The organism is Ruegeria sp. Ofav3-42, assembly GCF_022347725.1.
In the GTDB taxonomy this organism is placed as follows: Bacteria; Pseudomonadota; Alphaproteobacteria; order Rhodobacterales; family Rhodobacteraceae; genus Ruegeria.
Window position 1 is genome coordinate 136398 of the sequence record NZ_JAKRGB010000008.1, and the last position, 17268, is coordinate 153665.

General features: G+C 59.1%; 17 protein-coding genes. 5 read left to right on the forward strand and 12 right to left on the reverse strand.

Features of this window, described 5'->3' with window-relative positions:
* Positions 1-10: 10 nt before the first annotated feature.
* From MHN28_RS13615 to MHN28_RS13635, 5 genes are all read right to left on the reverse strand, one after another.
* Positions 11-2830, reverse strand: coding sequence for a molybdopterin oxidoreductase family protein (locus MHN28_RS13615; protein WP_239341171.1), 2820 nt, complete (start codon positions 2828-2830; stop codon positions 11-13).
* Between the two features lie 24 nt (positions 2831-2854).
* Complete coding sequence (locus MHN28_RS13620) at positions 2855-3886, reverse strand: YeiH family protein (RefSeq protein ID WP_239341205.1); 1032 nt, start codon at positions 3884-3886, stop codon at positions 2855-2857.
* 96 nt (positions 3887-3982) lie between these two features.
* Positions 3983-5002, reverse strand: a complete 1020-nt coding sequence (gene pta, locus MHN28_RS13625; protein ID WP_239341235.1) for a phosphate acetyltransferase — start codon at positions 5000-5002, stop codon at positions 3983-3985.
* Positions 5003-5006: 4 nt separating this feature from the next.
* Entirely contained in the window at positions 5007-6785 is a 1779-nt protein-coding gene (gene xsc / locus MHN28_RS13630) for a sulfoacetaldehyde acetyltransferase (RefSeq protein ID WP_239341255.1), read from the reverse strand.
* A 125-nt stretch (positions 6786-6910) separates the two neighbouring features.
* Positions 6911-8371 carry a PLP-dependent aminotransferase family protein gene (locus MHN28_RS13635; RefSeq protein WP_239341258.1) on the reverse strand — a complete coding sequence of 487 codons (1461 nt, stop codon included), beginning with the start codon at positions 8369-8371 and terminating at the stop codon, positions 6911-6913.
* A 134-nt stretch (positions 8372-8505) separates the two neighbouring features.
* On the opposite strand from MHN28_RS13635, the gene MHN28_RS13640 reads away from it, so the two are divergent.
* Positions 8506-8814: a helix-turn-helix transcriptional regulator gene (locus MHN28_RS13640; protein ID WP_239341261.1), complete on the forward strand. Its 309-nt coding sequence runs from the start codon at positions 8506-8508 to the stop codon at positions 8812-8814.
* The gene (locus tag MHN28_RS13645) at positions 8807-9835 is read left to right on the forward strand and encodes a permease (protein WP_239341263.1); all 1029 of its coding nucleotides are present in this window, start codon (positions 8807-8809) and stop codon (positions 9833-9835) included. The genes MHN28_RS13640 and MHN28_RS13645 overlap by 8 nt, the downstream gene beginning before the upstream one ends.
* A gap of 38 nt (positions 9836-9873) precedes the next feature.
* On the opposite strand, the gene MHN28_RS13650 is transcribed toward MHN28_RS13645, so the two are convergent.
* Positions 9874-10263, reverse strand: coding sequence for a hypothetical protein (locus tag MHN28_RS13650; RefSeq protein WP_239341266.1), 390 nt, complete (start codon positions 10261-10263; stop codon positions 9874-9876).
* Between the two features lie 51 nt (positions 10264-10314).
* Positions 10315-11076: a DUF1013 domain-containing protein gene (locus tag MHN28_RS13655; RefSeq protein WP_239341316.1), complete on the reverse strand. Its 762-nt coding sequence runs from the start codon at positions 11074-11076 to the stop codon at positions 10315-10317.
* 130 nt (positions 11077-11206) lie between these two features.
* Here MHN28_RS13655 and MHN28_RS13660 point away from each other — a divergent pair, with 130 nt between their 5' ends.
* Entirely contained in the window at positions 11207-11836 is a 630-nt protein-coding gene (locus tag MHN28_RS13660) for a ribonuclease T2 (protein ID WP_239341319.1), read from the forward strand.
* Here the strand turns inward: MHN28_RS13660 and MHN28_RS13665 are convergent.
* Entirely contained in the window at positions 11833-12321 is a 489-nt protein-coding gene (locus tag MHN28_RS13665; RefSeq protein WP_239341336.1) for a hypothetical protein, read from the reverse strand. The genes MHN28_RS13660 and MHN28_RS13665 overlap by 4 nt on opposite strands.
* Positions 12322-12478: 157 nt before the next feature.
* Here MHN28_RS13665 and MHN28_RS13670 point away from each other — a divergent pair, with 157 nt between their 5' ends.
* A complete protein-coding gene (locus MHN28_RS13670; RefSeq protein WP_239341357.1) occupies positions 12479-13114 on the forward strand; it encodes a hypothetical protein in 636 nt (211 codons plus the stop codon).
* A gap of 85 nt (positions 13115-13199) precedes the next feature.
* On the opposite strand, the gene recR is transcribed toward MHN28_RS13670, so the two are convergent.
* From recR to MHN28_RS13685, 3 genes are all read right to left on the reverse strand, one after another.
* Positions 13200-13793 carry a recombination mediator RecR gene (gene recR, locus MHN28_RS13675; protein ID WP_239341360.1) on the reverse strand — a complete coding sequence of 198 codons (594 nt, stop codon included), beginning with the start codon at positions 13791-13793 and terminating at the stop codon, positions 13200-13202.
* A gap of 64 nt (positions 13794-13857) precedes the next feature.
* Positions 13858-14202 carry a YbaB/EbfC family nucleoid-associated protein gene (locus MHN28_RS13680; RefSeq protein ID WP_239341380.1) on the reverse strand — a complete coding sequence of 115 codons (345 nt, stop codon included), beginning with the start codon at positions 14200-14202 and terminating at the stop codon, positions 13858-13860.
* Positions 14203-14431: 229 nt separating this feature from the next.
* The gene (locus MHN28_RS13685; protein ID WP_239341383.1) at positions 14432-16183 is read right to left on the reverse strand and encodes a DNA polymerase III subunit gamma/tau; all 1752 of its coding nucleotides are present in this window, start codon (positions 16181-16183) and stop codon (positions 14432-14434) included.
* Between the two features lie 156 nt (positions 16184-16339).
* Here MHN28_RS13685 and MHN28_RS13690 point away from each other — a divergent pair, with 156 nt between their 5' ends.
* Positions 16340-16837 carry a dual specificity protein phosphatase family protein gene (locus tag MHN28_RS13690; protein ID WP_239341418.1) on the forward strand — a complete coding sequence of 166 codons (498 nt, stop codon included), beginning with the start codon at positions 16340-16342 and terminating at the stop codon, positions 16835-16837.
* 7 nt (positions 16838-16844) lie between these two features.
* On the opposite strand, the gene MHN28_RS13695 is transcribed toward MHN28_RS13690, so the two are convergent.
* On the reverse strand, positions 16845-17252 hold the full coding sequence (locus MHN28_RS13695) for a hypothetical protein (RefSeq protein ID WP_239341421.1): 408 nt from the start codon (positions 17250-17252) through the stop codon (positions 16845-16847).
* Positions 17253-17268 lie beyond the last annotated feature (16 nt).

Here is a 17268-nt window from a genome sequence, read left to right on the forward strand (position 1 = left end):
GCGGATCGGTTCATTTGCCCACCTTCCATGCCAGATCTTTCGGTCCCGTGCCGACCGGCGATTTGATCGCCGGGAATTCCGGTTGGCTTTCCGCATCCGACGGCGGCGCGGCCTTTTCGATTTTGACCTTGAGGTCGAACCAAGCGGCCTGACCGGTGATTGGATCAGAGTTGGCCCAGCGCAGACCGTCACCTTTGGGCGGCAGCAATTCGTGGATCAGGTGGTTCAGGAGGAACCCTTTGGTGGCCTCGGGCGCGTCCTCTTGTAGAGCCCACGCGCCTTTGCGCTTGCCGATGGCGTTCCAGGTCCAGACGGTGTTTTCGTTCAGCGCGGCCATTTCCATGACCGGAACCGTGATCTCTCCGTGCGGAGAGGTCACTTTCGCCCAATCACCGTCCTGCAGTCCGTGTTCGCGCATCAGCTTGGTCGGCACATACAGAGGGTTGCGACCATGCAACTGCCGCAGCCACGCGTTCTGGGTGCCCCAGCTGTGATACATCGCCATTGGGCGTTGGGTCAGGGCATTGACCGTGAAGCCTTCGTTGCCGGTCTGGTCGGTTTCATACCAGATGGGCATCGGGTCCAGGGTTTCCTTGATGCGCTCGCGCAGATGTTCGGGCGGTTGACGCTCGCCATGGCCTTCGGCGGCTAGCTGGAACTTGCGCATCGGTTCGGAATAGAGCTGGAACAGGTAAGGCTGCGGGCTGTCATAGATGCCCATGCCAACGGCCCAGTCCTGATAGGCGGTGTTCCACGGTTTGTAATAGTCCGCGCCTTCGGGAATGTGGGCCACGTAGAAGCCGCCATTCTCGATATAACGGTTCAACTGATCCGGGTTGACCTCACCACGGCCTTCTTTGTCGCCATTCTCGCCGCGGAAGCCGGCGAGGGGGCCGATGCCGGGTTTGCGTTCGTGATTGACGATGTAATCCGCGTAATCCACCCATTTGGCGCTGCCATCGTCCTTGGTGAAGCCGGGCAGTTCCAACCGGTTGGCCAGATCGATCAGCACCGATTGAAACCCGCGCACATCGCGGTCCGGCTCGATCACGGGCCAGCGGATGGCGTCCGCCGCCGCCTCGGCCTCGCAGATCGGACGGTCTAGCAGCGAGATACAGTCGTGGCGTTCCAGATACGTGGTGTCCGGAAGGATCAGGTCGGCGTAAGCCACCATTTCCGAGCTGTAAGCGTCGGAATAGATGATATGCGGGATCACGTAATCGCCGTTCTCATCCTTGTCCGTCAGCATCTCCATGACACCCTTGGTGTTCATGGTTGAGTTCCAGGACATGTTGGCCATGTACATGAACAGCGTGTCGATCTTGTAGGGATCGCCCGCATGCGCGTTCGAGATCACCATATGCATCAGCCCGTGGCTGGACATCGGGTTTTCCCAAGTGAAGGCCTTGTCGATCCGTGCCGGGCTGCCATCTGCCTTCAGTGCCAGGTCATCCGGCCCCTGAACAAAGCCCAGATGCGGGCCGTCCAGCGGCGTATTCGGGGTCACCTTACAGTGCGGTTTGGGATGCGCCTCGACCGGCTTGGGGTAGGGCGGCTTGAAGCGAAAGCCGCCCGGAACCTCGACCGTGCCTAGAAGGATCTGCAACACATGCAGCGCGCGGCAGGTCTGGAAACCGTTGGCGTGGGCCGAGACACCGCGCATTGAATGCATGGCAACCGGGCGGCCGATCATCTTGGTGTGTTTCTCGCCCCGGAAATCGGTCCATTCGCGATCCAGCTCGAACGCTTCGTCAAAGGCAACACGGGCCAGCTCGCCCGCGATGGCGCGGATACGGGTGGCGGGGATGCCGCACTGATCGGCCACAGCCTCGGGCGCGTATTCATCGCTGAGATAGCGTTCGGCCATCAGGTGGAAGACTGGCCGGTGGGTGACGCCATCCTTTTCGTAAGTCGCCGAAAGGTCAGGGCGGACACCAGGTTTGTCGAATGCGGTCAATACGCCCGTGTTGCGGTCAACAACCAGCGGTTTGCCATCCGCGTCGCGCAGGAACAGGCCTTTGGTCGGACCTTCCGAGGCGTCGATCAGAACCGGGGCGTTGGTGTAGCGGCTAAGGTAATCGAGATCGATCTTGCCCGCCTTCATCAGCACGTGGATCATCGACAGGATGAACAATCCGTCGGTGCCGGGCGTGATCCCAACCCAGTCGTCAGCAACGGCGTTATAGCCCGAACGGATCGGGTTGACGCCAATCACCCGCGCACCACGCGCCTTGATCTTGCCGATGCCCATCTTGATCGGGTTCGAGTCGTGGTCTTCGGCGACGCCGAACAGCATGAACAGCTTGGTGTGATCCCAGTCGGGTTGACCGAACTCCCAGAACGCGCCACCCATCGTGTAGATGCCGCCGGCGGCCATGTTGACGGAACAGAACCCGCCATGGGCTGCATAGTTACAGGTGCCGAAGTTCTGGGCCCAGAAGCTGGTGAAGCTCTGGCTCTGGTCGCGGCCAGTGAAGAACGCAAGCTTCTCGGGGTTGTCCTCGCGGACCGGCTTCAGCCAACCAACCGCGATTTCCAGCGCTTCGTCCCAGCTGATCTCTTCGAATTCACCCGAGCCGCGCGGGCCGACGCGTTTTAGCGGCGCCCGCAGGCGTGAGGGGGCGTTGACCTGCATGATCCCCGCTGATCCCTTTGCGCACAGTACGCCCTTGTTAACCGGGTGATCGCGGTTGCCTTCGATATAGGCAACCTTGCCGTTTTTCATGTGCACATTGATCCCGCACCGGCAGGCGCACATGTAACACGTCGTTTTTCGAATCTCGTCCGATACTTCGGGCGAGGTTTCGATCTGGGGTTGCTGGAATGTCATCTGGCCTCCCTTGGTGAACTTTTATCAGGACAATATATTTATCCCTGCGAGTATTAGTCCTGCGATGAATACTGTTTCGAGAACGATCAGGGCGATCGCTGCGCCGCCGACCGAAAGGATCTGTTTGAGATTGGTTTTCATACCAACCGCTGCGATCGCTGTTAGCAACAGCCAGCGCGAAAACTGTCCAAGAAACTCGCCAACCTGCACCGGAATCAGCCCAAGTGAATTGACACCGGCCAGAATGAGGAAGGCGACGACAAACCCGGGCAGGATCGGCGGACGTTTTCCATCTGCAGGCAATTCCGCGAAGTTGCGGATCATGATCGACGCAACCAAAACGATGGGTGCCAGCATGGCGACACGCATCAGCTTGACCAGAGTTGCGGTTTCACCGGCAGCGTCAGAGATTGAGAACCCGGCACCGACAACCTGAGCGACGTCGTGGATCGTGCCGCCAAGGAATACACCCGCCTCCAACGGAGTAAGTCCAAGCCGGTTTACGATGATCGGGTAAAGGATCATCGCAATCGTCGATAAAACGGTTACGCCGAGAACCGTGAAAATCAGCCGTTCTTCCGACCGTTCGTCGCGTGGAAGAATGGCACTGATCGCCATGGCCGCCGAAGCGCCACAGATCGCAACGGAACCTGCCGTCAGCAGTGCAAACCGCCATTTGTGACCGAACAGAGGTGCAACGAGGAACCCGAACGCGATTGTCGCCAACAATCCTCCGATGACCAGCGCAATCAGTTGCGGGCCAAGCCCGATCATCAAAACCATCGAAACCCGGACGCCCAGAAGCGCAACGCCCACCCGCAACAGCGTTTTCGACGTGAAGGCAATCCCGGCAACGGCTTTGCCTTCTTCGCTGAGAAACCCGACCGCGATGCCCAAAAGCAGAGCAAGAAGCATCGCAGGCGTAGCATAGTGATCCGCAAGGAATTGAGCGGTCACAGCAACGATGGCCGAGACCGCGATACCCGGAAACAGGTTCTTGATCGTTTCTGCGGAAATCAGATCGAAGGGATTACTTAGTTTTGGTTTTGCCAGCATCTGTCCGACGTTCTTTCTTGTTTCTTTTCCGTCATTTCCGGTTCGTTGACCTGGCTTTAGCAGGATGGAATATGGACCAGTGCTTTGCTTGGCGTGTTAACCTTCGGATTGGGCGTTGTTGTGTTCGGCTTGCACGGCGGTGACAGCGATCATGTGCAGGACGTCCTCGGCGGAACATCCGCGAGACAGGTCGTTGGCCGGTTTTGCCAGACCCTGCAGGATCGGGCCAATTGCCTCGGCTCCGCCGATACGCTGGGCGATCTTGTAGCCCAGATTGCCTGCGTCGAGGTTGGGGAACACGAACACGTTCGCTTCTCCGCGCAGTGGAGAATCCTTGGCCTTTTTGGCCGCCACTTCGGGAACGAATGCGGCGTCAAACTGAAGGTCGCCATCGATGAGCAGGTCGGGATCGGCTGTTTTCGCGATCTCCAGCGCATCAGTGACTTTAGTGACTTTCGGATGATTGGCGCTGCCTTTCGTCGAAAAGGACAGCATGGCAACGCGGGGGGTCTCTTGCGTCAACGCATGGTAAGACGCTGCGGATGCCCGCGCGATCTCGGCCAGTTCCTGTTCGTTCGGATCAACGACCAGACCGCAATCCGCGAAGATATGCGCGCCTCGAACCGTGTGGTGATCACGGCAGTAGAGCATCAAGAAAAAGCTGGACACCATGGCCGAAGCAGGCGCTTTGCCGATGATCTGCAGGGCGGCGCGGACCGTATCACCGGTGGTTTCGACTGCTCCGCCGACGGTTCCGTCGGCAATGCCCATGTGAACCAGCATCGCAGCATAGTTCAGGCGGTGTTTGATTTGCTCGGCAGCCTTTTCAGGCGTCATGCCCTTGTGCTTGCGCCGCTCGTAAAGCTCGGCTGCAAAGGCTTCGGCATGGGGAGAATTCGAAGGATCGTGAATTTCGATGCCGTCGACATCCTGTCCAGCCTGTTCGGCCAGCAGGGCAGTTACTTTGGCTTTGTCGCCGACCAGAATGATGCGCGCGACACCTTCCTTGCGGGCTTTCAAAGCACCTTCAACAACACGTGGATCATCGCCCTCGGCGAGGGCGATGATCTTGTCGGAGCTGCTGGCAGCTCCGAGAATTGTGCGCAGTGGCTTCACGCGCTTATGCTCCGGCCTGAGGAGTCATGTCGTCTTCGGTAACACCGGCAACGGCGACAGGCTTCTTCATGGCATCACGACGGAAGGGCTCACCCAGTTCCTGGTTGATCAGAGCTTCGATCAGCGTGGTCGTGCCGTTCTTCTGATCCTCGATCGCCTGGTTCAGTGCCGCGGTCAGCTCTTCCTGGGTGCGTGCAACGACGCCCTTCAGTCCACAAGCCTTGGCGATACCTGCGTAGGAAACCTGTGTGTCCAGCTCGGTACCAACGAAGTTGTCATCGAACCACAGGGTCGAGTTACGCTTTTCCGCGCCCCACTGGTAGTTGCGGAAGACGATCTGCGTCACGGCAGGCCATTCCGAGCGACCAATCGCGGTCAATTCGTTCACGGCGATACCAAATGCACCGTCACCGGCGAAGCCGACAACCGGTACTTCCGGCTGGCCGATTTTCGCGCCAACGATGGCAGGCAGACCGTAACCACAGGGGCCGAACAGACCAGGTGCCAAGTATTTGCGGCCTTCTTCGAACGCCGGGTAGGCGTTACCGATGGCGCAGTTGTTGCCGATGTCGGACGAGATGATCGCCTCTTTCGGCAGTGCAGCCTGGATTGCGCGCCATGCCATGCGGGGGCTCATCCAGTCAGGCTTGGCGGCACGTGCACGCTCGTTCCAGGTGGTGCCCGGATCGTCGTCCTCGTGAGTCATCGAGGTCAGTTCCTGTGCCCATGCGGATTTCTTCTGGGCGATGCGGTCCTTACGCTCTTGGCGGCCTTCGTCACCAGCGGTGTCGCTCAGGCGGGACAGGATGCCGTTGGCCACTTTGGCGGCGTCGCCGATGATGCCAACGCTGACGTCTTTGGTCAGGCCGATGCGATCAGGGTTGATGTCGACCTGAATGATTTTCGCGTCGGTCGGCCAGTAGTTGATGCCATAACCGGGCAGGGTCGAGAACGGGTTCAGACGGGTGCCCAGAGCCAGAACAACGTCCGCTTCCGAGATCAGCTCCATACCGGCTTTCGAGCCGTTGTAGCCCAGCGGGCCAGCAAACAGCGGGTGCGAGCCGGGGAAGGCGTCGTTGTGCTGGTAGCCAACGCAGACCGGTGCGTCCAGACGCTCGGCCAGAGCTTGCGACGCGGCGATGCCACCTTCGGCCAGAACAACACCGGCACCGTTCAGGATAACCGGGTTCTTTGCGTTCGACAGCATTTCGGCAGCCGCAGCAACCGCATCTTCGCCACCCGAAGGACGTTCAAACTCAACGATCTTGGGCAGTTCGATGTCGACAACCTGAGTCCACATGTCACGTGGAATGTTCAGCTGTGCCGGTGCGCTGGCGCGCTTGGCGTTCATGATCACACGGTTCAGAACTTCGGCAACACGCGAGGGGTCGCGTACTTCTTCCTGGTAGGCAACGCAGTCCGCGAACATGCGCATCTGCTCCATCTCCTGGAAGCCGCCCTGACCGATGGTCTTGTTGGCCGCCTGCGGAGTGACCAGCAGAACCGGAGTGTGGTTCCAGTATGCGGTTTTTACGGCGGTGACGAAGTTGGTGATGCCGGGGCCGTTTTGCGCGATCATCATCGACATTTTGCCGGTTGCGCGGGTGTAGCCGTCAGCCATCATGCCGCCCGAACCTTCGTGGGCGCAGTCCCAGAAATTGATTCCAGCTTTCGGGAACAGGTCCGAAATTGGCATCATTGCCGAGCCGATGATACCGAACGCATGTTCGATACCGTGCATTTGCAGAACCTTAACAAAGGCCTCTTCAGTGGTCATTTTCATCTGAGTGTTCTCCGCACAATTGAAGAAAGGGACAGGCACAATGCCCGCCTTTGCACAGGGTTTTGGCGCATGGGGCGAACTGGCGTTAGGGCCAGAACGTTAAGCGGGATAGGTCCAGTGCTGCGCTAGGCGGTCCGGATTGCGTCCGCGATCAGTTTCACGCCCGGTGCAATTCGGTCCTGTGCGATAGACGAGTATCCAAGGCGATAATAGTTGCGTGGTCGGTCCCGTCGGGCAAAGAAAGGAGCGCCCGGTTCGATATGCACACCCTGGCTTTGCAGTGCCTTGGATAGCTTTGTTGTGTCCACGTGCTCAGGCGCTGACATCCATAGCGATGACCCACCCATAATGCCCCGTCCTGAAACGGTTAATCCATGCTGCTCGACAGCTGCGTCCAGCGCTTCCCGCCTCCGCGCCAGTGCTTTTGACATACGCCGAATCTGGGCATCGTAATGGCCCAGTGAAAGGAAATAGGCCGCGGTGCGTTGGATGTGGCCCGGCGGGTGGCGCAGGACCAGCGAGCGCAGCGCGCGTGCCTCGCGGATAAAGGGCTCGGACCCGACAATATAACCAAGACGCAATCCGGGAAACAGCGACTTGGAAAAACTGCCCACATAAATCACTCGCCCATCCCGATCCATCGATTTGAGCGCCGGAGAGGGGGCACCAAGAAAGGCCATTTCGAATTCATAATCGTCTTCGACCACCATCGCGTCCAGTTCCCGCGCGCGTCTCAGCAACTCGCGCCGGCGTTCGACGGGCATGGTTGCGGTGGTCGGGCTCTGGTGACTGGGGGTCGTAAAAATAACGTCGGTTTCATCCGGCAGCCCGTCGGGCGGCAGGCCGTCGCGGTCGACGGCCAGCGGTGACACTTTGCAGTCGGAGTGATTCAGCAGATCCCGCAGCGCGTAATAGCTGGGGTCTTCGATTACGGCCGTACGATTGCGGTTCAACAGGATTCGCGATGCCAGCCACAACGCGTTCTGCGCCCCCATGGTGATCAGAATCTCTTCGGGGCGCGCGGCGATTCCGCGACGTGGCAAGGTGTGGCGGGCGATGAACTCGATCAGCAGGGGATCATCCTGATCGACATAATCCCCGGTCAACGAGGCGAAATCCTTGTGACCCAGGGCACGTACAGCGCACAAGCGCCAGTTCGCATGGTCGAACAGTTTTCGGTCGGCCTGACCGTAGATGAACGGATACCGATACTCACGCCAGTCGCTTGGCTTGGAAAGCACGTCGCCGTCCGAGAACCTGCGCGCCAGTGCATTACCCCAGTCAACGTTTTCGTTTCCCTTCTGGACGGGCGAGTATTTTGGCGGGACAGGCGCGTTTTGCGAAACGAAATACCCCGATCGCCCTTTGGCGGTAAGGTAGTCGTTGGCCAGCAATTCCGTATAAGCCAGCGTGACCGTAATACGGCTGACCCCCAGATGCGCCGCCAGTTTACGAGACGAGGGCAGCTTTTCCCCAACGTGGAATCGGCCGGACAATATGCCCTCGGCGATCATCTGCTGGATCTGCGCCTGCAGAGTGCCCTGCCCGTTCAGCTCAAGAAAGAAAGTTTCGACTGATATTCCCATGGCGCTTTATAGGGTGGACTTAAATTGAAGGCAATCTGGACTTAATTCCGTTTCGAGATTTCGTGAACAAAGCTGTTGATCTGAAATCACGACTCGCCTAAATAACTAGAAATCTAGTTTAATGGAGAAAGCGGATGTGGGAAACAGCTGCAGCAGGATTTTCTGCCATGGGGTCCGAGGCCCGGCTGAAGGTTCTGAAGACGTTGGTCAGGGCCGGACAGGCTGGTTTGACCGTTGGTGAAATCCAGAATCGTACCGGGATCGCGCCGTCGACGTTGGCACATCACCTGCGGTTCCTCGCGGCCGGTGGTGTCGTCGAGCAAGAGAAAATCGGGCGCGCCACGATCAATCGCGCGAATTACGACGAGTTGAGATCCCTTGCGCAGTTCATCCTCAGCGAATGTTGCGCAGACGAAGTAGGAAAGGCCGCGAACGATGGCTGAGTTGACGCAAAACCCCAAAGCCTCGACAAAGGCTGTGGTCGACATGATCAAGACCCCCTGGGCGGTGATTGTGGTCATTCTGGCCCTTGTCGCCGTTCTGGACCCCGGCAACTGGGGCGAGGTCGTTATCTTTGCGGGCAAAGCGCTGGCCCATACCGGCCAGTACATTCTGTTTGCCGTTCTCCTGCTGTCCTACCTCAAAGCGACGGGTGCCGAGGTGATGGTCGCGCGTGCATTCGAAGGGCGCGAGACGCGGATGATCTTTCTGGCCGCGCTGTTTGGCGGGCTCGCCCCGTTTTGCTCGTGCGAAGTCATTCCGTTCATTGCCGGATTGCTGGCGCTTGGCGCGCCACTGTCTGCCGTCATGGCGTTCTGGCTCAGCTCGCCTTTAATCGACCCACCGACCTTGCTGATCACTGCAGGTGCCTTGGGTTGGCCGTTTGCAATCGGTAAAGCCATCGCTGCTGTAGCGCTGGGTCTGTTTGGCGGTTTTGTTGTTCGCGCTCTGATGCGGAGCGGCGCTTTTGCCCAGCCTTTGCGCGAATACAAACCGGCTGGATGCGGTTGCGGCCCCAAACAGGACGGCAAAGCGGTCTGGAAGTTCTGGCAGGAACCCGAACGCCGTCAGCGGTTCCGGTCCGAGTTCGTCCACAACGGGCTGTTCCTACTGAAATGGCTTGCGCTGGCCTATGTGCTCGAGGCGCTGCTGGTCAGCTACGTCCCTGCCGATCTGATCGCTCGTGTGGTTGGTGGTGAGGGTGTTGTGCCCATCGTCATCGCGGCACTGGTCGGGATGCCCGCTTACCTGAACTCCTACGTCGCACCGCCGTTGCTGGCAGGATTGACCGAACAGGGGATGAGCGCAGGTGCTGCGATGTCCTTCATGGTCGCAGGTGCGGTCAGCTCGATCCCGGCGATGGCAGCTGTCTGGTCGCTGGTGAAACCGCGGGTCTTCGCGACCTACTTGGGGCTGGGGATCACCGGAGCCATAATCGCAGGCATCCTGTTCCAGATGGTCTGAACCAAAAACCGCCCGGTCTTGAAGCCGGGCGGATTTCTTTAACCGGTTTCGCAATAACGCGGCAGTTTGAACCGATACCGCGCTTCGCCGCTGTCCACATAGACACGCTTTTCGATACAGGCCGTTGTCCCAATCGATTGGGATATCGGAGCCTCAGTCGATGTTACCGAAGTCGCGGACCCGTCCGGCAGTCGGACCGAAGCGATGACACCGTTCTTGAGATCACCGTTGATCGGCGTAGCCGACAAGACATCGACCGTCATGAAGGTTTCGTGCTCATGCTCGCCGCTGTCGTTGAAGATCAACAACCCTGCGGCAACCACGATCACGCCCAAGCCGCCCACCAGCGGCAGTCCCCAGGTTTTCACAAAAGCGTAAATCGAAACAGCGCGATGCGGTCCGAACAGTTTGGAAAGAAGGTTCAGCATGGTCTTCTCGTAAAAAAGCCCCGGTCCGTTCGGGCCGGGGCTGTCTGTGCCTTAGGGGCGCAGATCGTCTTCGTCTTCGTCCTCAGCACCGCCCTTGGGCAGGTTAAAGAAGCTGTCGGCATCGATGACCGGTTCGTCCTCTTTCTCTTCCGCGGGCTCGTCGGACAGCGAGAAGGTTTCCAGACCCTCAATGGCCGTCGGGATTTTGGGTGCTGCGTCCATCTCCAGCGACTGCTCGGTCGAAACCAGCTTGCGGCGCTCGTCATCGCTCATGACGCCACCTTCGGCCGCTTTCTTGGCCGCGGCCTTCTGAACGATCGCGTCCAGCTCGGACTGTTTACACAGGCCCAGCGCAACCGGGTCGATCGGCTGCATGTTGGCGATATTCCAGTGGGTGCGCTCGCGGATCGACTGGATGGTCGGCTTGGTGGTGCCGACCAGCTTGGCAATCTGACCGTCGCTGAGTTCGGGGTGGAACTTGACCAGCCACAGGATCGAGTTTGGACGGTCCTGACGCTTGGACAGCGGGGTATAACGCGGGCCGCGGCGCTTTTCTTCGCCAGCGGCGGACGGGTTGAACTTTAGCTTCAGCTTGTGCAGCGGGTTGTTCTGCGCCGAGTCAATCTCTTCCTGCGTCAGCTGGTTGTTGGCAATCGGGTCGAACCCTTTGACGCCAGCGGCGACGTCGCCATCTGCGATGCCCTGCACTTCAAGCTCGTGCATGCCTACGAAATCCGCGATCTGCTTGAAGCTGATCGTGGTGTTGTCCACCAGCCATACGGCTGTTGCCTTGGCCATAAGCGGTTTTGCCATCAGCCCGTCTCCTATAAATACATCTGTCCCGTCGCCGGAATTCGGCGGCCCCGTGGTCTTGGGGCAGGTTTCCGTTGTCGGGGAACTTGGGCTGTATATAGTCGCGCCAAGGCAAGAAGGGAAGAGGCGAATGCGCTGGGTAGTTTTGTGGGTGTTCAGTGCTGTGGCGGTGCTGGCCGATGGGGAAAAGGCGGGCGAGTTCGACTACTATGTCCTGTCGCTCAGCTGGTCGCCCAACTGGTGCGCCCGCGAAGGCGACGCGCGAGGATCGGACCAATGCGACGCCCGGCATGACCACGGCTGGATTCTGCATGGTCTCTGGCCTCAGTACCATCAGGGCTGGCCAGCCTATTGCCGCACGCCCGAGGCACCGCCCTCGCGCGCCATGACCCGCGAAATGACAGATATTCAGGGCAGTTCCGGTTTGGCGTGGCATCAGTGGAAAAAGCACGGCACCTGCTCGGGCCTCAGCGCGCCCGACTACTTCGCACTGTCGCGGCTGGCTTATAAGCGCGTTGAGCGGCCGCAGGTGTTTCGAAAGCTGGATGCTTCGGTGAAACTGCCCGCGTCGGTCGTCGAGGACGCCTTTGTGAAAGCCAATCCCGGCCTCGAACGCGACATGATCACCGTGACCTGCAAGCAGGGGTATATCGAAGAGGTCCGTCTGTGCCTGTCGCGCGATCTTGAACCTGTCCCCTGTGGCCGAGACGTGATCCGCGACTGTACGGCGAAGGACGCCCTGTTCGATCCGATTCGTTAGAGTTTCTTGTTCTGGCAGTCCCGCGCATATTCCAGCGCTTTGGCGGTGCCATTCAGATCAATCGCCATCACCGTCTCACCCGCCGGGTTGTAGACGGTCATTGTCTTGTTCTTAGCAATAGCATTCACGAAGTTGCGGTCGGTGAAAAACACCGTCGCGCCCGGCACTCGATCCTGCTTGAAACCAATGGCGGTGGCGTCAAAGCTTTGACCATCCAGTTCAAACCGGATCGGATAGCTCTGCCCTGGTTCGATATCGCCCCAGGCCTTGTTGTAGACGGTGAAATACCCGCGATTGTCCAGCGCGTCATAACCCAGCCGTACGACCGAGAGGTCCTGATAGATTGTCTGGATCAGACACCCGTTGCCGAGCGCGGGGTCCATCATGATGTTCCAGCCTTCGACAAAACCCTTATCGATGAGTTCCTGCGAAAGAGCGGCGGTTGCGGTGAAGGCGGCGAAGGTGACGGCGAGAAGGCGGGGCACGCAAAAGTCCTTTTGAAATCAAGTTGTCACCTATTCTACCGGCAAACAAGTATGGTCGAATAGCAAAAAATCCAACAAGTTGTGACTGCTTTGCAAATTGATTAACTACTTGCACTCGCGTCGTTATTTCGCCGCAATTTGAGCTTTCAGTAGCCGCATGGATCCGTTGCGACGCTTTTCCCGATATGTCTGGCTGATCGTGAGCGACCTCCCACTGATAAGTTGGCAGCGATTGCTTCCGGCTTTAGTGCTTACCAGCGTCTGGACTGCTTTAACGTTCTTGCGCGTCCCGGCAGCCAAGTCGTTTGTTTGGGCTTGCGTATTGGCGCAAGTGGCTCTGATCTGGCGAATCCTGCCCACCACCGTGCGCAGGCAGGGAAAGGTCGCCAAAGACCTTAGAACCAATATGTGTGTGGTTCTTACGATTTGGCTGAGTGTTCTGGCCGTACAGATATGTTTTATGAATCCTTTGATCAGCCACCGCATAGTCAGCATCTATTGCGGGCTTTACATCATCGTTATGGTTTGCGGCACGGCTGGCGATACAGTGTTTCTGGATAGATTTGCACCGACACCGAAAGACACTAAAGTTTCAATCGCGTTTCGTGCAAATATCCTAAAATTGCAGGCGTTTGTCGCGTTTCTGGCTCTGATCGTCAATGAAACTTTGGTCAAAATAGAAGCGCCGTTAGGGGCACGTATCGCCACGTTTTCGTTGTTGCCGATCTTTCTTTTTTATTTCCATGGTATTGCGTTGCGTTTGACATACCCGCCTCTGGATGACGAGGAGTAAGGCGGCGTCCCTGCCAGAGTGCGTAATACCGAGAAACAGCGAAGGTTTGCGGGCGGTGGTCTGGCCGTAACGGCTTTGCAATCGCCTACAGTTCCTTCCGCGCCCGTAGAGCAGCCGTAATCGTCCCGTCATCCAGATAATCCAGCTCGCCCCCGATCGGCACACCCTGCGCCAGTGAGGTCAGGCGGACCTGCCCCTCCAACTGATCGGCGATGTAATGGGCGGTAGTCTGGCCATCGACGGTGGCGTTCAGGGCCAGAATGACCTCGGAAATCCCCTCGGCCAACACCCGATCCTTGAGGCGTGGAATGCGCAACTCGTCCGGACCAACCCCGTCCAGCGCCGAAAGCGTTCCGCCCAGAACGTGATAGCGGCCTTTGAAAACCCCGGCACGCTCCATCGCCCAGAGGTCGGCGACGTCCTCGACCACGCACAGCTCTCCGGTTGCGCGGTCCTCGCTGTCGCAGATGTCACAGATGTCGGTGGTGCCGACATTTCCGCAGTTCAGGCATTCACGGGCGGTGATGGCCACTTGTTGCATTGCGTCGGAAAGGGGTGTCAGCAACAGGGCGCGTTTACGGATCAGGTGCAGAACGGCTCGGCGGGCCGAGCGGGGGCCGAGGCCCGGCAGCTTGGCCATCAGGTCGATCAGATTGTCGATGTCGCTGTTCGAACTCACCGCGCGTGCTCCTGCAAAAGGGCCGGGCTTGGGTGCCCGGCCTTTAGGTCGTCAGGAGTTTCTATCAGAACGGCAGCTTGATGTCTGCGGGCAGACCCATGCTTTCGGTCAGTTTTGCCATCTCTGTCTGAGAGCGATCCGCCGCTTTGGTCTGTGCGTCCTTGATGGCGGCCAGGATAAGGTCTTCGACAACTTCCTTGTCGTCGCCGTTGAAGATCGACGGGTCGATATCCAGACCTTTCAGCTCGCCTTTTGCTGTGGCGGTGGCTTTAACCAGACCTGCACCGGATTCGCCGACAACCATGATGTTGTTCAGCTCTTCCTGCATATCGGTCATCTTGGTCTGCAAGTCTTGTGCAGATTTCATCATCTTGGCCATGTCGCCCAGACCGCCGAGTCCTTTGAGCATCGTTATTCTCCTGTAAATCGGTTTGCCGCTTAAATACGAGGGCTATCGGCATGGTACAAGGGGAGAGGTTCTCCCGCCGGTCGTCAAGGTCTTTGGCAAGACCTTTCCTCCCGTTGGGCCCGGCAGCGCGGGCTCTGCCCGCGCTGCCGGGCCCAAGGCTGCTTAGGGTGATCGGCGCAAGCCGATAGCCCGTGGCGGGCGCGGGAGTTTTCCAGTTCGCGAGCGCGGATCAGTCTTCTTCGAACGGGTCCCATTCGTCTTCGACTTCGGGAAGGGCTTCGGTTTCGACCTTGGCGGCGCGTTCTTCAGGGGTTTCGATCCTTTTGATCCGCGCCTTTGGAAACTGCATGAGTACGGCTTGGACCAAAGGATGCTGTTCGGCCTGCGCTTTTAGCGCGAGGTCAGCCGCGTCGCGCACTTCGGCAATCGTCGCGGCATCGCCGTCCGCCACGATCGAAACGGCCCACCTGTTGCCAGTCCAGCGTTGCAAAGCCGAACCCAGCCTTTGAGGCAGATCGGTCGGCGCGTTGTCTGTGGGCGTGAACTCGATCCGTCCGGGTTGATAGGACACAAGGCGCACGCCGTTTTCGACCTCGACCAGCAGTTTGACGTCCCGGTTTGTCCGGATCAATTCAACCACGTGTTCAAATGTCGGATAGCGCGCCAGAGCCGTTTGGATGTCTTGCGCCAGAGCTGCCGTTGGTGCCCCCGCAGGCCCGCGTTGCGCGGCAACATAGGATGAAGACGTGGCATGGACTGGTGCATGAGACGGCGCGGACACTCCGCCTCCTGGACCTCCGTTCGGCGGGGGTGGCGGCGCGTCCTGCAGCCGTTTGATCAGCTCTTCGGGGCTGGGCAAATCGGCCACGTGAGTCAGGCGAATGATGGCCATTTCGGCAGCCATCATTGCGTTGGGTGCGGCAGAGACCTCTTCCAGCGCTTTCAGCAACATCTGCCACATCCGCGTCAGAACGCGCATGGGCAGAGCCTCGGCCATTTGCTGTCCCCGCGCGCGTTCGTCGGGCGAAACGGTCGGGTCTTCGGCTGCATCGGGCGTGATTTTTACGACGGAAACCCAATGGGTGATCTCGGCCAGATCGCGCAGCACAGCTAGCGGATCGGCACCTTCGGCATATTGACCGCTCAATTCGGTCAATGCCCCCGCCGCATCGCCACGCAGGATCATGTCCGTCAGGTCCAGCACCCGGCCCCGGTCGGCAAGGCCCAGCATCGCGCGCACCTGATCGGCGCTGGTTTCGCCCGCACCATGCGAGATTGCCTGATCCAGCAGCGAGGTTGCATCACGCGCCGAGCCCTCGGCCGCGCGGGTGATCAGCGCCAGCGCATCCTCTGCGATCTGGGCGCCTTCGGCGGCAGCGATCTTGTTCAAAAGACCGATCATGTCTTCGGGTTCGATCCGGCGCAGGTCAAACCGTTGACAGCGCGACAGAACCGTCACTGGAACTTTGCGGATTTCGGTTGTCGCGAAGATGAACTTCACATGTTCGGGCGGTTCCTCAAGCGTCTTGAGCAGTGCGTTGAAGGCACTGGTCGAGAGCATGTGAACTTCGTCGATGATGTAGATCTTGTAGCGTGCGCTCGCCGCTCGATAGCGAACGCTGTCGATTATCTCGCGGATGTCATTCACGCCGGTCCGGCTGGCGGCGTCCATTTCCATGACGTCGACGTGGCGGCCCTCCATGATGGCCACACAATGCTCGCATTGGCCGCAGGGTTCGGTCGTCGGTTTGCCTTCACCATCAGGGCCAATACAGTTCATGCCCTTGGCGATGATCCGGGCCGTAGTGGTCTTACCTGTGCCGCGAATGCCGGTCATGATGAAAGCTTGCGCGATCCGATCCGCCTCGAACGCGTTTTTCAGCGTGCGCACCATTGCGTCCTGTCCAACCAGATCGGCAAAGGTTTCGGGGCGGTACTTGCGGGCAAGAACCTGATAGGCGGGGCTGGGCGTTTCGGTCATGTCTGCTCTGTCGGATTCGTATCAGGAATGCAGCGTAGAGACCTGCGCCGCCCGCGTCCACAGCAGGCTGTGAGGAATTTGGGTTTGGACTGCATCGGGTGGGGCGATAAACCAATCGGCAGGGTCGAGTGACCGTTGCCAGAAGGAACGTAAATCTTGGCAGATTTTGCAATTTACGCGCTACGGGCTGGTTCGGGGACCTTGGCGCTGTCCCCATTGCCTGGCGGTGGCGGAAGGTATGCCGACGATCTGAAAGTGATTCACGACTGGCGCCCTGATCTGGTGATTTCCATGACGACTGAGACCGAGATGCAGCAAGCCGGGGCGGGCGGCTTTGGTCCGGATGTCCAAACCGGGTCTGCGGTCTGGCTGCACCTGCCGGTCGAGGATTTCGGAGCGCCGCCGCCGGAAATCGAAGCCCTTTGGCCCCAGGCCAGCGTAACTGCCCGACAGGTTTTGTCAGATGGTGGGCGTATTCTGGTGCACTGCCGGGGCGGTTGCGGGCGATCGGGGATGGTTGCCCTCAGGCTTATGGTTGAAAATGGTGAAGAGTCGAATCACGCACTCAGCCGGTTGCGTTCAGCCCGGCCTTGTGCGGTGGAAACGGATCAGCAGATGGCCTGGGCCATGAAGCCGACCCAAGGCGATCGGTGATCCAATATCAGGTCGTGGCCTGCTGAACGAACTGTTGCGATGGGCGCGGCGCAAGAGCCGATGCCTGGAGCATGGCGCAGGGCAACGTGGTTAAGACACCGGTGGGCAGCGAAGCGATACCAGAGCCGAACATCATGTCCGCGTAGTCATCCAGCTTGTCCGCCGAGTCGTTCGTGTTTGCCCCACAATAAACCCTAATCCGGGATGGGCTGGCCCGAAACAGGGCGGTGCATCCTTCGCCGCAATGAGTCAGTTCGCTTGAGCCATCCATTTCGAATTCACTGGTGGTTACCGGGCTTGCCGTCGCCATTGCTTCGGCAATCGCGCGGGCCATTCGGGCCAGTGCGGGGCAGTTTTTGCCCGTCTTTTGGCACATGGTTGCAGAAAACTCGTGCGTCGTTGTCTTCCAGATCATGCTGCGCCCTCCGCGC